Raw genomic sequence first — 13772 nt, forward strand, 5'->3', positions numbered from 1 at the left:
TGCCTAATTTCAATAAAAAGATTAGTGCTCGTATAAATTAAAAAAGCATACTCCTAATTCATATCATTTCTTACTTTGCTTTACTTTGAAAAAATCTCCGCTCTTCTGTGCTTTATCATCTTTCTCCCTGCTACTGTCATTTTCAGGTTTACATAATTTAGGTATATGCTTTGAACAATGGATATAAGCCTCGTCTACCTTGATTACAACCCAGCGCTCCGCCTTCGTTTCTTTTTCAATGTCATCCCTTATTTTATCTGTCATTATCATCGTTGTTAGTTCTTCGTTATCTAAAATAGATGCTACACCATTTATATGTAATCCAATACTATTCTCAAAAAAGTCAATGAACATTAACCCAATATGCGGATTCTCTAAAATATTTCCTAGACTCGCCATAACGCCGTTACCTTTATACTCTGGATATAACAACGTTTTGTCATCTACTATTCTTACAAACCCTTCCGGACCAGCACGGAAGGATGAATCACAATTACCACCTGCGTCCGCGGTTGAAATGAACACCATTTCCTGTTCAGAAACAAATTCCTGCATTAATGGGTTAAGGTAATTCAGCAGTTGATTATCATAAAAAGAGGCTGCCCTTTTTCTTGTGTTGTATTTTTCTTGAAGGATATGCTCTCCATGTTGCTTTGACATTTTACTCTCCCCCATTTTATAGACCAATCACCCTGTAGTTTACCATAAAATGAAGATGTGATTCGTCGATTTAGTTTAAAGAGGATCTTCAAAAAGTCACCAAATTAAAAGCGCAGTTTCAATTACGACTGCACTTTCCTAAACTTCCATGTGTTTTTCTCAATATAATGATCAATCTTTCCCCGCTTGATTAACCCAACCAAGTAAGCTGTAACCGCTGTTCGATATAACAACCAGGACGATAGCTGTGAATTTTTCACTTCGAAATGTTCGCACATATCCGAGACAATTGTTTCGTGAGATATTCCCGCTTCCGTTATATAATCCTCCAGCCAATCCAATAGGCTTTCGTGGCAGTCGATATTTTTTTTAACTGTTTGAGTAAAGTCTTTTTCAAAAACACCATGACCCGGCACTGCTCCATCACACATTATATCTTCTAATTGACGTAAACTTTCCAGTGTTAGATCAGCATCGGTAATGTAAGGGATTTTATGCTTGTCTAATTGTTCCTCACTAAAATAACTGTCGCCTGCGAACAAGATTCCGTCGATCTCCATCGCTAATTGATGGTAGCTGTGACCGGGCAGAAGGTGTGTGGCAAAAGAAATCCCATCGATTTCATGTGTTCCTGCTTCGATTTCCTGATCTATTTGAATAGCTTTGCCTTCAAGAAATTTATTATGAAGTTCTGGAAGTGGATCATTACCTTGAAATAAATAAAGTGGTTCTAACGTTGGATTTTGCAGAATAGCCGCTTCAAATTTGGGAGCAATCGTCGTGATGTCATGTCTTTTTTGTAAAAAATGTGCGCCACCATAATGATCCGCGTGGCCATGAGTAATGAATAGATGTGTTACAGGTAGGTCATTTGATTTTAACTCTTTTAAAACTTTCCGCATAATTGAATCATCAATGCCAGCATCTATTAACATCCCGTTGTCACCGCGGTGAACATAACCAATATTCACAACCGCGTCAAAATAATAGCATGTCTCGTTTAATGTGGTGAACTTCAAACAAATCGCCTCCTTTATCGTGTTCTGTACTGTTTAGCTACGGCTACTAGAGCGGTCGCCTTCCCTTCTATATACTTCCGCTAAAATGTTGACCTTTTCCTGTTAATTTTTCATATAGTTTTTCACTTTTAGGTTCTTCTACGTGCATTGGTTCGTAATGGGAGTTGTTTTTGGAAGAACCGCCATTTTTCAAGACATCCTCTCTATCTTCCATTTCGCGTGACTTGGTATCCAGAGTGACTTTATATGGATGTTCAATGTAAAATGGATCCTGATCACTTTTGATAACGCGATTTTGGTAATCTTGGTACTGGAAATGTGTAATTGGAAGTATATATCCCATTTATAGGGCCTCCTCTTTAGGTTTTTTTATAACCTTTTTACGTCTCTACTACACTAATACCCCATTATTTCTTTAGCTATGCATTATATGTAAAAAGACAGCTATTTAGGCTGCCTATAGGTACTTATATTATTCATTTAAAACCAGAAAGGCCCACGGTTTCTTCGTCTATCGTGTTTCTCTTCCTCATCTTCATGTTTTTTTTCTTTACGGTCGTCTTGTTCACCTTTTTCCTCATCATCCCGTTCATGCCTTCCACCGAAGAATGGATCGCGATGATGCTTCTCGTCACGTTCCTCACGTTCAACATATACATTATCAGCCTTAATGATTAAATCTTTAACATGATACACTCGTTTATTTTCAGACACTTCAATCACTCCTTTGTATACTTTATCGTTAATAGACTATGTAAAGGAATGGAATTGGGTGTAGTCATTCGCCCTTATCTCTGCGTCTTATAAATTAAATTGCAATTTCCCATACTCGCCCACACCATGTGGTCAATTGTACATATTCTAGTAAAGACAATAAGTCAATAAATTTTAGGAAGGGGAATTCATTCATGGGTTGTTGTGGAAAAGATTATGAAACAGGTAACTGTGTGTGCGATATACTAAAGGAAATTGCTGAGGCGCAAAATGACGTAGTAGAAAATTGCTGTGATACCAGCTGTGAGCGTTCCATTAATGATTTGCTAGGAGATAACGATAATGGAAATGGACTTGATACTGTACCAGTAATTCTATATTGCAAAGATGGCTGTAAACCATTCAAAGGTTTCGGTGCTAATCATGATGATTATAAAGTTGAGGATAGTTTCTTCTTTAGAGTCAAGCGTGTAGATAAGGACTGCTGTGCAACATTAGAATTATTAGTCGATGATAAGTATTATGATGATGACGATGACGATGATGACGATGACGATCGTGACCGTCACCGTTATGATAAAGACCGTAAACATTATAAAAAAGATAGTCCAGAAGGTCAATGTGTTAAAGATTTAAGAGCTTCAGGAATTTGTATAACAGTGAATGTAGATTGCTTCTGTCATGTAACTTGTTTGCCAGCTATTGATGCATTTAGTCGCTACTAATTTCAGTTAACAAACAACTTTTAGAAAACTTGGCTTATCGCCAAGCCTTAATGGCGAAAGCCTTAGTTGCACTTAGGCAGTAAGAAAGGATTTATACTTTCTTACTGCCTAGAAAAACCCGTCAATTATGAATTGACGGGTTTTTTTCTTTTTTTGAATGTAAAAACACAAAAACGGGATTTAGTTCCCGCTTTTGTGCTTTTATTTAACAGATTAAAATCCTACTAACCTTATATTTTTAATTGATTTAATTGCAATTTCAGTGGTGCTTGAGCGCCTTCCCACTTGCATTAGAACGTGATCGTTTTCTAAACCATGAATTGTTCCACGAAATGATCGTTCTTCGGTTTTCACTTCACACTTCATTGTTGGTAAATGCTTAGGTTTGGAAATAAAATACTCAATTTTTTCTTTGATTGTCAATTCATTAAACTTTTTATCGGATGGTGGGAGTTTCGATTGTTCCTCATCCTCTTTGCTTGTATCTTTTGGCTTTTTAGCTTTTTCTTCCGCCTTATTTTCGGGCTTATTCTCGGGCTTTGATTTAAGCATTTTAGAAAAATCATTCCGTTTTGGTGGTCGATTATATGTTTTTTGTGCTTTTGGAGGTTCTTGTTCTTTTTGAGGTTCTTGTGCTTTTGACTTTTTCGGTGTTGCATAATTGGATTGCATCGGTGCCTTTGGTTTTGAAATATCTGGTTGGTTTATATATAAAAGTGGTGTTTTAGCAAACTTCTTTTGTTTAGCCATGCAATGGTCTCCTTTCATTTGCCATTTTCACCACATTATATGAGAAAGAATAATTAAACGTGACTTTAGCCTAATTTAAGAAAAAAGGGTTGATAATTCTAGAGAAGGTTTTCTGTAAGCACCTTAAAGTCCTGAACCATTGCAAGAAATTCACTTTTTTCCTCTAGATAAGGCAAATGATTACTACTCTCAAAAATGTAGAGTCTTGAATTTTTTACCCCCCTGCTGATTTCCTCTGAAAAAACCAAAGGGCATTGAGCATCGTGTCTTCCGCAGTAAACAAAACTCGGTATTGCAACCTGAGGCAATTTAGTTTTAATGTTGTAGTTTGGTAATTCGGTAAAGGAGTAATAATTTAATCTTTTATGTACAATTTTGCCACTGCTTGGTTTTAGAAAGTATTCGTCTCTTCTTTCAACATTGTATAGAGACATATTGGTCCATTCTTTATTAGCTTTACTCCGCTCTTCCATTGTAGAATTAGTAGATTTTAGAACAGCAAAAATCTCTTTCAACCTATCATTTAAAGGACTTTTTTGGCTATACATACTACTCTCGTGTTCCATATATTTATTAGTAGATGAGGCTCCTCCTACTAACAATTTTGTCAGAGAGTCAGGATATAAATCAGCATAAATTAAACCTAGCATTCCCCCAGTAGAGTGCCCTGCAAAAGACCATTTTTTTAAATGTAAAGCTTCCCTAATAGACTCCAGATCCTTAGCAGTTTCTTGCATACTTAATTCTTCTTCGTTTACTACTTTACAAGAGTTTCCCGCCTCTTTTAAATTAATAAGATAAACAGTAAAATGATTTACAAAAATATCTGCAAAATAATAGCCTAACGCATTAAATTCACTGTATAGATGAGTTACACATAACGGGTCTCCTTCTCCCTGTGTAAACACCTCAAAGTTTCCACGTTCTGTATCAATAAACTGCTTTTTCCACATATAAATCCTCCTACAAAGAGTTCAACTAACATTCAGTGGGGGGTTTACTGCCCGTCAAACTGCGATAAATTGAATAAAGGAGCCCAGCAAGTGGGCTCCTTTATTCATCTAATTATTCAGCTACAATTGGTTCTTCTTGCGTCACAGCAATTTTGTGACGATCATAGTAATCGATAGCTAGTGAATAGTTTTGTACACGGTTGTTTACAGGTACTAGTACCGCACGATAAACTGTTGGGAATACAGGTACATCTTCAACCATTAATGCTTGCCACTCATCATAGATCTTTTGACGATATTCAACATCAAAAGCTTTTTCAGATACGCCTTCAGCTAACAAACGATCATTTTCTTCGCTAGCATAACGAGAGAAATTAAACATTGCATCACGACCATAAAGTCCAGCAGGGTTCACATCATAACCTACACTCCATGCGCCCTGATAGATGTCAACATCTGGGTCATCATTACCACCATTACCAACTTTGTCATAGAAAGTGTTGAATTCTAACAAACGGCCATTTAATAACTCAACCTTAAGACCAACAGCTTTCCATGATTGGATATAGTATTGGGCAAGCGGTTCAGCTGTATCGCCACCGGACATAGAAGCAAAGTTTATTACCAATTCTTCACCCTCCGGATCTTCACGGAATCCATCATCATTTGTGTCTACATAACCAGCTTCATCTAGAAGTTGTTTTGCCTTTTCAGGATCATATTCTCTACCTGGGTTTTCTTCATCATGATATTGTGGGTGAGAAGGCGGAATCAACGTTGTCGCATTCCAACGAAGTCCATGATAAAACTTTTCACCAACAGCATTATTATCAACAGCATGCCACATTGCTTGACGTAAACTTTTGTTTGCCATCTTTGCATCTGGGTTCGGATCAACTTGGGCTTTTTCTTTATTCCAAGTACCTAATTTAAAGCCAATATACGTATAGGCTAGATCGACCTTACCTAAAAATTCAACATTTGACATCTCAGCGTTAGCTGGATATTGATCTGTAGGGAAGCTACTTACCATATCAACCTTACCAGTTTCTAATGCTTGAACAACAGTATCTGGGTTTATTACCTGGACAATTACCTTGTCAAGCTTCGGTGCACCTTGCCAGTAGTCTTCATTTTTCGTCATAACTACAGACTCACCAGGAACAATACTTTCTACTTTAAAAGGACCATACCCAATTGGATTTTCTCTAACTTCTGGTGAAGCGGACATTTCTGCAACTGGAATATCTTTAAAAATATGTTTTGCTAATGGATACGTCCAGATACCTCCTGTTAGAAGTGATGGTGTTGATTTTTTGAATGTAATTTTAAACGTTTTTCCATCTACTTCGATACCTGAGATTTTATCTGCCTTACCCGCATTATATTCTTCCATACCAACAACGTTTGTGAAATCGGAACCGTAACGAGGGCCATCATAATCAGGATGACCGATTACCTCATAAGCAAATTCCAAATCTTCAGCAGTTACTGGCTCACCGTCATGCCAGTTTACATTATCACGAATCGTAAATGTGAATGTTTTTCCATCTTCACTTACTTCATAAGTTGCTGCACCCTCGTTCGAAATTCTATACTCTTTATCGAATGCAACCAACCCATCCTTATCGCCAAGCCAACTAAGGATTTCTGCATCTGGAGTACCACCATAGAAAGTAAAGTTTAATGTACCTTCAAATGCAGTATCCGATACTAAACCAAAGTTCAGTGTTCCACCTTCAATTGCTTCACCTTGATTTGTTTTGTCGGGACTAAAATCTTCGATGGAATACAGACCATCTTCGCCTTTCTTTGCTTCAGCTTCCTTGTCAGAACCTTCCTCTGTTCCTTTATCGGAATCCTTTGACTCATCGCTTGCAGTCTCATTTGAACAAGCCACTAACGCTAGCAATAAGATAAACATCAGTGCAAATAGTGCTCTAGCCAAACTAGTCTTTCTCATCCTTGAACCCTCCCCTTTTTTTACTACTAATTGTGTTAGGTTGATCAAACAATTAAAGTTTGACCGACACTATCTATACTCAACACCGAAACTGAAGTTCCTATTGGTGTAGGTATCATAATTAATATTTTAATATTACTGTTGCTCACCCCCTTGATTTATCCCCTTCTTTGCCTTGCGTCGGTAGCACGCTTAAGTGCCTGACCTACATTATTTATACTTAACATCAATACCAAAATTAGTACCGATGCAGGTACCCAAATCCACCATCTGTTTTCAAGCGTTTGCGGGTTTGTTGCATAACTTAATAGTGTTCCAAGGCTTGGTGTACTTTCTGGAAAACCAAATCCCAAAAACGAAAGCCCTGATTCTAAACCGATATTTGCTGCTAAGTTTAGCGTCATTGTCACGATTATAAGAGAACTTAGATTAGGTAACACTTGCGTAAACATAATTTTCAAATTGGAGGAACCGAGTGTCTTTGATGCTTGAACATAATCGAGTTCCTTTTCTTGTAAGGCCTTCGAGCGAATTAAACGTGCGATCCCCATCCATAAAAACGCTGTCATAATTAACGAGAATCCTAGAATAGTATACTTTGGAACGATAGCAACAAAAACAATAACAATCATGAGAAATGGTAAAATGAGAAAGAAATCTAGAATACGCATTAATATGTTGTCAAGTGTTCCACCGTAATAGCCAGATATTAGACCAAATAGGACACCGATAATCCCTGTCATTAATGTAACAAGAAGTCCAATCGATAGTGAATTACGTGTACCAATAATCAATTGTCCAAATATATCCCGACCACCATAATCGGTTCCTAAAATAAATTGATCATTAGGTGGTTCATGAATAGAGAATAAATCAACTTTAACGATTTCTTCCTGGTTTAAAATAAGTGAAATACCATATACAAACATGATAGTTAGTACAAGAAAAATTAATGATATCAGTGCTACCTTATCACGAACAATTTCACGCCAGATAATGCGCCAGCCTGATGGACTCTTGTCAACCTCCTCATCAAGGTCGGGTAAAACATTATTTACTTCCATATATATCACCTCAGCGTTGTCTTATTTTATACGAATACGTGGATCTACGAGACTTAGAATAATATCTGAAATTAACGCCCCTACTATCGAGGCAATACCAAATAATAGAACAACTGAAGTTACAACCGTATAATCACGTAAATTAATTGATTCTAAGAAAAGCTGTCCCATACCTGGATAAGCAAAAATACTTTCAATAAAGATTGATCCGCCTATTAATCCAGTAATTTCAAAGCCAAAAAATGCAGCAATCGGTAATAACGAATTCCGTAAAACATGTCGGTTATAGACCCTTGATTCAGAGGCGCCTTTTGCTCTTGCTGTAACAATAAAATCTTTTTGTTTGGTATCAATAATTTCGCTTCGTAAATACTGAACTGTCGAAACCGTCGTAATTAATGCACCAGATAAGGCTGGTAGTAATAAATGATAGAATTTACTCATTACATAATCGAACGTACCTGGTTCTAACCCCGGGGTCACACTACCACTAGTAGGGAACCAACCCAGTTGAAAGCCGAATATCCAAAGCGTGACAAGTGCAAAGATAAACAGCGGTGTTGCAAATCCTATGTACGTGTAACCAGTAATCATTCGATCAGCCCACGTATCATTAAAACGTCCACTAGTGATTCCAAGTGGAACCGCAATTATATATGTAAAAAATAATGTTGCTAGTGCAAGCCAACCTGTATTAATAATTCGTTGATTAATTAATTCAGAAACTGGCATTTTAAAACGAAAAGACTGCCCAAAATCTCCCTGAATTGCACCTTTTGCCCAATCGGTATACTGAACATACCATGCATCGTTTAAGCCAAGTTCTTCTCTTCTTTCTTCTATTTCTTTCGGGTCTAGATTTGGATCGATTAAACCTGATAATGCATCACCTGGCATTGCCTGAGCCATTAAAAATATCAAAACACTTAATAATATTACTTGCGGGATCATTATTAAAATTCGACGTATAGAAAATTTCCACATATTATCAACCTTTCCCAGGTAAAGCCACTGAATGTGTATTAGATACTGGCTGTAAGTTATAAGCTAAACCATCGTCATTAAAGTAATCGTTATACGAATGTTCGTATTCCAATTTCACTTTTTGACGAAAATCAGCTTGTTCTTTACGTTTGGTAGGATCGATGTCCGGAATTGCTGCAACGAGTCGCTTCGTGTAGATGTGCTGCGGGTCATTAAAGATATCTTCCGATGTTCCTTGCTCGACATAACGACCTTTATACATTATTCCAATGTGATCACTCATATGTCTAATAACCCCAAGATCATGGCCAATGAAAATATAGGTTAAACCCAATTCCTTCTGAATGTCCTGCATAAAGTTCAACACCTGTGCTTGCACGGAAACATCAAGCGCTGATACAGGTTCATCCGCAATAATAAGCTTCGGCTTTAAAGCAATTGCCCTCGCAACTCCAATTCGTTGCCGTTGTCCACCAGAAAATTGATGCGGGTATTTAATAATACTTTCAGGGTTTAATCCGACCATCTCTAGTAAACCCTGAACCCGCTTTTTCTCTTCTTTTTTTGATAGCTTCTCGTAATTACGAAGTGGTTCAGCGACGATATCTAATACGCGCTTTTTTGGATTCAACGATGAGTAAGGATCTTGGAAAATCATCTGAATTTCTCTACGTACATCTAAATTCGCATGGCGTAAATCAGTAATATCCTGACCATCAAAATATACCTTTCCTGAGGTAATAGTATTTAGGCCAATAACCGCTCGACCAGTTGTTGTTTTACCAGATCCTGATTCACCAACAAGTCCATACGTTTTACCCTTTTCAACTTTAAGAGAAACTCCGTCTACTGCCTTTATATGATCTACAGTCCGTCCGAATACTCCGCCTTTAACTGGGAAATGTACCTTTAGATCTTTAATTTCAAGAAACGACATGCCTTTGATCCTCCTTACTCAATTCTGGGAAGTTAAAATACCTGTAGCACGTACAGCGCACAAAGTGACCAGGGTCTACTTCATGCAAATCCGGATGCTCCTCATGTGCTGCGCTATCAACCCATGGAATTCGCGGACTAAACCGGCAGCCTTGCCTCGGCAAATTTTGTAATGATGGAACAATTCCTTGTATAACATGAAGTTTTGACTGCTTTGTAGCTGTATTTGGAACAGAATTTAATAAGGATCTAGTATATGGATGTAGCGGATTTCCAAACAATGTATCTACATCTGCAATTTCAACAATTTGTCCTGCATACATAACCGCTATTCTGTCTGCAGTCTCCGCAACAACACCTAAATCGTGCGTTATTAGAATAATGCCAGCTTGCATATCCTCTTTCAAATCATTTATCAGATCTAGAATCTGTGATTGAATTGTTACATCAAGTGCAGTCGTAGGTTCATCAGCAATTAATATTTCTGGTTCGTTGGCGATTGCTGTTGCTATCACTACTCGCTGTCTCATCCCGCCAGACAGTTCATGTGGGAACTGGTTATACGTCCGTTTAGGGTTCGGAATTCCCACCTTATCTAACAATTCAATTACCTTTTCTTTTCGTCTATTTTTCGAAAGCTTTTTGTTATGTAATAGCAATGTTTCACTGATTTGATCTCCAATAACCATTAGTGGGTTCAATGCAGTTAGTGGATCTTGGAAAATCATTGCCATTTCATTACCACGTAGTTTATTAAGATCTCCAGGCTTAATAGCGGCAATGTCATGATCCTTATATAATATATTCCCTTCAATTTTAGCTCGATTATGTAATCCCATTATTGAAAAAGCTAAGGCGCTTTTTCCGCATCCTGATTCCCCGACAATAGCCAGTACTTCATTTTTATGTACGGATAATGAAACATCATCTACCGCTGCATAGTAATTATCTTTAATCCGAAACGATGTTTTTAGATTTTTGATTTCTAATAATGCCTTATTCAAAATTAATCCCCCTATCTTAGATGTACTTTTAAAAATAATAGTAAGATTGCAAAAACTATCTATAAAAAAATACAGTTAGTATTACATTGTAATCGTTTTGTAATATAACTGGATTTTCTCAAAGTATATATTATTTTCTGCTATATAACAAGCCTTTTTGACTAATTTTCTTATAATTTTTAAATTTGTGTTCAATAAGCTATTTTATCAAAAATCCCATAAACGCCGTTGCCATGCCAAAGTATATTAAAATTGATATGATATCATTTATGGTTGTGATAAATGGTCCGGATGCAACTGCTGGATCAATATTAAATCGATCCATAATAAGAGGAACAAGCGACCCAGCTAATGTTGCAACAACGAGCGTTGCCATGATTGAGATTCCGACAAGCAGTCCGAGAAAAATATCGCCTTGCCATAAATAAATAACCAAGGTAATTGCAATCCCGCAAACGGTTCCGGTTATTAATCCCGTTGCGGCCTCCCGAATGATTAACTTAACTTTTCCTTGTTTGCCATAATCCCCGATTGCTAATCCACGAACAGCAACTGCTAAAGCCTGTGTTCCTGTATTCCCTGCCATACCCGCAATCAAAGGAATGAAAATTGCCAGCACGGGTACTACATCAAGCGTATCCTCAAACCGCCCAATTAAACTAGCTGTTAACATACCTAGAAACAATAAGATAATAAGCCAGGGTAGACGTTTTTTTGCTGAAAGAAATGCATTATCATCTGGTCGATCTACATCAGAGATTGCAGCAAATTTGGAATAATCATCACTCGCCTCTTCTTCCATTACATCTAAAATATCATCGACTGTAATTATCCCAAGTAAATGGTCTTGAAAATCTACGACTGGTACAGCTAAAAAGTCATAATCCCGCATCATTTGGGCTACATCTTCTTGATCTTTTGCAACAGATACCGAAACAATTTTCCCACTCATAATGTCCTCAATCAACGTATCTTCTTCTGAAATGATTAAGTCCCGTAATGAAAGGACGCCAACCAAACGTTTATCTTCGTCCACTACATATAAATAATAAATGGTCTCTGCTTCAGGGCCTTCTTTTTTCAATTGCACCATCGTATCTCTGACGGATTGTGTTTTAAAAATAGCTATAAATTCAGTAGTCATAATACTTCCGGCAGTTTTCTCCTCGTAATGGAGCAGCTGTTTTATTTCATCAGAAGCATCATTATCCATAATTGTGAGGAAGCTTGCGACCTTATCCTTACTCAATTCATTTAGAATATCCACTGCGTCATCTGTAGCCATCTCTGAAAAAACCATCGCAGCATAACGTGGATCCATTTCCGTAAAGAAGGGTTCGATATCTTCTATTTCGATATTTTCCATAATCTCTGCAATTTCCTCAGGAGATAAATAACTGTAAATTAATAGGCGGATATCTTCTTTCTGTCCTAAGAAAAATTGTGCTTGATCATATGGATGCATATCGATAAATTCTGTTCGAAAGCTGAAAATATCTTCTTTTTCCAATAGACCGTGTAACATATTCCATTGCTGCTCATTCTTATCTGTATTTTCCATATGAAACACTTCCTTTCAAAATAAAACACATAGCTTGTAATATAAGAGAAATATAACCCCATAGCCAAAAAGAAGCTACGAGGTTATTCATTATTTCCCAAACATATATCCTTCACTATTCGTAATTTCTTCGCTTACTCGGTAAATAATCCCGTAGCCAATTAAGGTGGCCAAAACTGAACTACCACCATAGCTTATTAATAGAAGTGGAACCCCTGTTATGGGCATTATCCCAATCGACATCCCTATATTTTGGAATGTATGAACAGAAATCAATGCCATATAACCAAAACAAAACATGGAACCGAAAACACTTGTATTATATATTTTCAAACCTATACTAACTAGCTTATAGATCAAAAAGAAATAGAGAAATACGACAAAACTACTACCGACAAACCCAAAGCTTTCTGCAATAACTGAGAAGATAAAGTCAGTTTCCGCATATGGAACAGGAACTTGAAGATCTCCAATTCCTTTTCCAAATAATTGACCTGAGCCAATTGCTAAAAACGATTTATTGACTTGGTAACTTCCAGCATCTACTTCCTCTTCAGGGCCAAACCATGTTTCAATTCTTTCAATTTGATAGGGGTCAATGTTTAACAGATCCTCTGATAACTGCGGATAGTTAACGATTAGCATTAAAGCCCCACCTCCAATAATAGCCGCTGAAGCAACGATGGTGAAAATTAATTTCCAATTAATTCCTGATACTAGTACCATGAAGCTTAATATAACTAGATATACCATTGATGTACCAAAGTCTGGCTGCAAAAGAATTAGAAACACAGGTATAGCGGCAATAATCACCAGTTTTAGCAAAAGTATAAAATCAGTTTTAAAATCTTTGTTCACATACTTTTCCTTATGTTTGGAAATGGTAATAGCTAACCCCAATATCGTGGTAATTTTTGTAAACTCCGCAGGCTGTATTGTACCAATTCCAGGGAAAGCAAACCAACTATATGTACCATTTATTTCAGGTACTAAAGATTCAGGGCTTACTAATAATACACCTAATATAAGTACACCAAATAAATATGCATAAAAACTTAATTGGTAAAGTTGATTTAGGTCGAGCATTCTAATCAAGAAAATAAATAATGCCCCAGCAGAGTACCAAATAAATTGTTTAAACAAAAAGTCTGCCTCGTCCCCTGGCAGTAATTCTTGCAAATTATAAAGAGCAGTTAAACTAGTAGCCATAAACAACAAGAATATAATGATTAAATCAAACTGTAATCCTCCTGTGTTTTCCTTTTCCATTAAAAATCACCTTTGTCCTTTGGTTGTTTATCATTCTTGCTGTCACGAGCTGAATTAGTTAATAAGTAAGTTTAACGTGTTAATGTATGATTTGTTATAAAAGCACATAAATAACAACGACACAATTTGTCGAAGTATTAGATTATCTATCAACTAGTAGTGGTATTTAT

Annotated in this window: 14 protein-coding genes; 1 reads left to right on the plus strand and 13 read right to left on the minus strand. The window is 36.8% G+C overall.

Annotated features, from left to right (window positions below; translation table 11 throughout):
- Positions 1 to 63: 63 nt before the first annotated feature.
- From CFK40_RS16450 to CFK40_RS16465, 4 genes are all read right to left on the minus strand, one after another.
- The gene (locus CFK40_RS16450; protein WP_089533490.1) at positions 64 to 660 is read right to left on the minus strand and encodes a pyridoxamine 5'-phosphate oxidase family protein; all 597 of its coding nucleotides are present in this window, start codon (positions 658 to 660) and stop codon (positions 64 to 66) included.
- Between the two features lie 122 nt (positions 661 to 782).
- A complete protein-coding gene (locus CFK40_RS16455; protein ID WP_089533491.1) occupies positions 783 to 1679 on the minus strand; it encodes an MBL fold metallo-hydrolase in 897 nt (298 codons plus the stop codon).
- 67 nt (positions 1680 to 1746) lie between these two features.
- A complete protein-coding gene (locus tag CFK40_RS16460) occupies positions 1747 to 2022 on the minus strand; it encodes a hypothetical protein (protein ID WP_089533492.1) in 276 nt (91 codons plus the stop codon).
- 137 nt (positions 2023 to 2159) lie between these two features.
- Entirely contained in the window at positions 2160 to 2393 is a 234-nt protein-coding gene (locus tag CFK40_RS16465; RefSeq protein ID WP_089533493.1) for a hypothetical protein, read from the minus strand.
- A gap of 194 nt (positions 2394 to 2587) precedes the next feature.
- Between CFK40_RS16465 and CFK40_RS16470 the strand changes: the two genes are divergently transcribed.
- Positions 2588 to 3118, plus strand: coding sequence for a CotY/CotZ family spore coat protein (locus CFK40_RS16470; protein ID WP_089533494.1), 531 nt, complete (start codon positions 2588 to 2590; stop codon positions 3116 to 3118).
- A gap of 213 nt (positions 3119 to 3331) precedes the next feature.
- On the opposite strand, the gene CFK40_RS16475 is transcribed toward CFK40_RS16470, so the two are convergent.
- From CFK40_RS16475 to CFK40_RS16515, 9 genes are all read right to left on the minus strand, one after another.
- A complete protein-coding gene (locus tag CFK40_RS16475; protein WP_161493896.1) occupies positions 3332 to 3868 on the minus strand; it encodes a CotO family spore coat protein in 537 nt (178 codons plus the stop codon).
- 98 nt (positions 3869 to 3966) lie between these two features.
- Entirely contained in the window at positions 3967 to 4821 is an 855-nt protein-coding gene (locus CFK40_RS16480; protein WP_089533496.1) for an alpha/beta fold hydrolase, read from the minus strand.
- 112 nt (positions 4822 to 4933) lie between these two features.
- Positions 4934 to 6784, minus strand: a complete 1851-nt coding sequence (gene opp4A, locus CFK40_RS16485; RefSeq protein ID WP_089533497.1) for an oligopeptide ABC transporter substrate-binding protein — start codon at positions 6782 to 6784, stop codon at positions 4934 to 4936.
- A gap of 158 nt (positions 6785 to 6942) precedes the next feature.
- Positions 6943 to 7848, minus strand: a complete 906-nt coding sequence (locus CFK40_RS16490; RefSeq protein WP_089533498.1) for an ABC transporter permease — start codon at positions 7846 to 7848, stop codon at positions 6943 to 6945.
- A 21-nt stretch (positions 7849 to 7869) separates the two neighbouring features.
- Positions 7870 to 8832 carry an oligopeptide ABC transporter permease gene (gene opp4B / locus CFK40_RS16495; protein WP_089533499.1) on the minus strand — a complete coding sequence of 321 codons (963 nt, stop codon included), beginning with the start codon at positions 8830 to 8832 and terminating at the stop codon, positions 7870 to 7872.
- A 4-nt stretch (positions 8833 to 8836) separates the two neighbouring features.
- On the minus strand, positions 8837 to 9769 hold the full coding sequence (locus CFK40_RS16500) for an ABC transporter ATP-binding protein (protein ID WP_089533500.1): 933 nt from the start codon (positions 9767 to 9769) through the stop codon (positions 8837 to 8839).
- The gene (locus tag CFK40_RS16505; RefSeq protein WP_089533501.1) at positions 9756 to 10772 is read right to left on the minus strand and encodes an ABC transporter ATP-binding protein; all 1017 of its coding nucleotides are present in this window, start codon (positions 10770 to 10772) and stop codon (positions 9756 to 9758) included. The genes CFK40_RS16500 and CFK40_RS16505 overlap by 14 nt, the downstream gene beginning before the upstream one ends.
- A 199-nt stretch (positions 10773 to 10971) precedes the next feature.
- Complete coding sequence (gene mgtE / locus CFK40_RS16510) at positions 10972 to 12333, minus strand: magnesium transporter (RefSeq protein ID WP_089533502.1); 1362 nt, start codon at positions 12331 to 12333, stop codon at positions 10972 to 10974.
- A 90-nt stretch (positions 12334 to 12423) separates the two neighbouring features.
- Complete coding sequence (locus tag CFK40_RS16515; RefSeq protein ID WP_089533503.1) at positions 12424 to 13602, minus strand: FtsW/RodA/SpoVE family cell cycle protein; 1179 nt, start codon at positions 13600 to 13602, stop codon at positions 12424 to 12426.
- Positions 13603 to 13772: the final 170 nt, after the last annotated feature.

The organism is Virgibacillus necropolis (genome assembly GCF_002224365.1).
Taxonomy (GTDB): Bacteria; Bacillota; Bacilli; order Bacillales; family Amphibacillaceae; genus Virgibacillus_F; species Virgibacillus_F necropolis.

Coding starts and splice junctions, on each gene's coding strand:
- CFK40_RS16460 (WP_089533492.1), bottom strand. CDS start 2,022: ATGGGATATATACTTCCAATTACACATTTCCAGTACCAAGATTACCAA.
- CFK40_RS16475 (WP_161493896.1), bottom strand. CDS start 3,868: ATGGCTAAACAAAAGAAGTTTGCTAAAACACCACTTTTATATATAAAC.
- CFK40_RS16490 (WP_089533498.1), bottom strand. CDS start 7,848: ATGGAAGTAAATAATGTTTTACCCGACCTTGATGAGGAGGTTGACAAG.
- opp4A (WP_089533497.1), bottom strand. CDS start 6,784: ATGAGAAAGACTAGTTTGGCTAGAGCACTATTTGCACTGATGTTTATC.
- opp4B (WP_089533499.1), bottom strand. CDS start 8,832: ATGTGGAAATTTTCTATACGTCGAATTTTAATAATGATCCCGCAAGTA.
- CFK40_RS16470 (WP_089533494.1), top strand. CDS start 2,588: ATGGGTTGTTGTGGAAAAGATTATGAAACAGGTAACTGTGTGTGCGAT.
- CFK40_RS16515 (WP_089533503.1), bottom strand. CDS start 13,602: ATGGAAAAGGAAAACACAGGAGGATTACAGTTTGATTTAATCATTATA.
- CFK40_RS16480 (WP_089533496.1), bottom strand. CDS start 4,821: ATGTGGAAAAAGCAGTTTATTGATACAGAACGTGGAAACTTTGAGGTG.
- mgtE (WP_089533502.1), bottom strand. CDS start 12,333: ATGGAAAATACAGATAAGAATGAGCAGCAATGGAATATGTTACACGGT.
- CFK40_RS16450 (WP_089533490.1), bottom strand. CDS start 660: ATGTCAAAGCAACATGGAGAGCATATCCTTCAAGAAAAATACAACACA.
- CFK40_RS16500 (WP_089533500.1), bottom strand. CDS start 9,769: ATGTCGTTTCTTGAAATTAAAGATCTAAAGGTACATTTCCCAGTTAAA.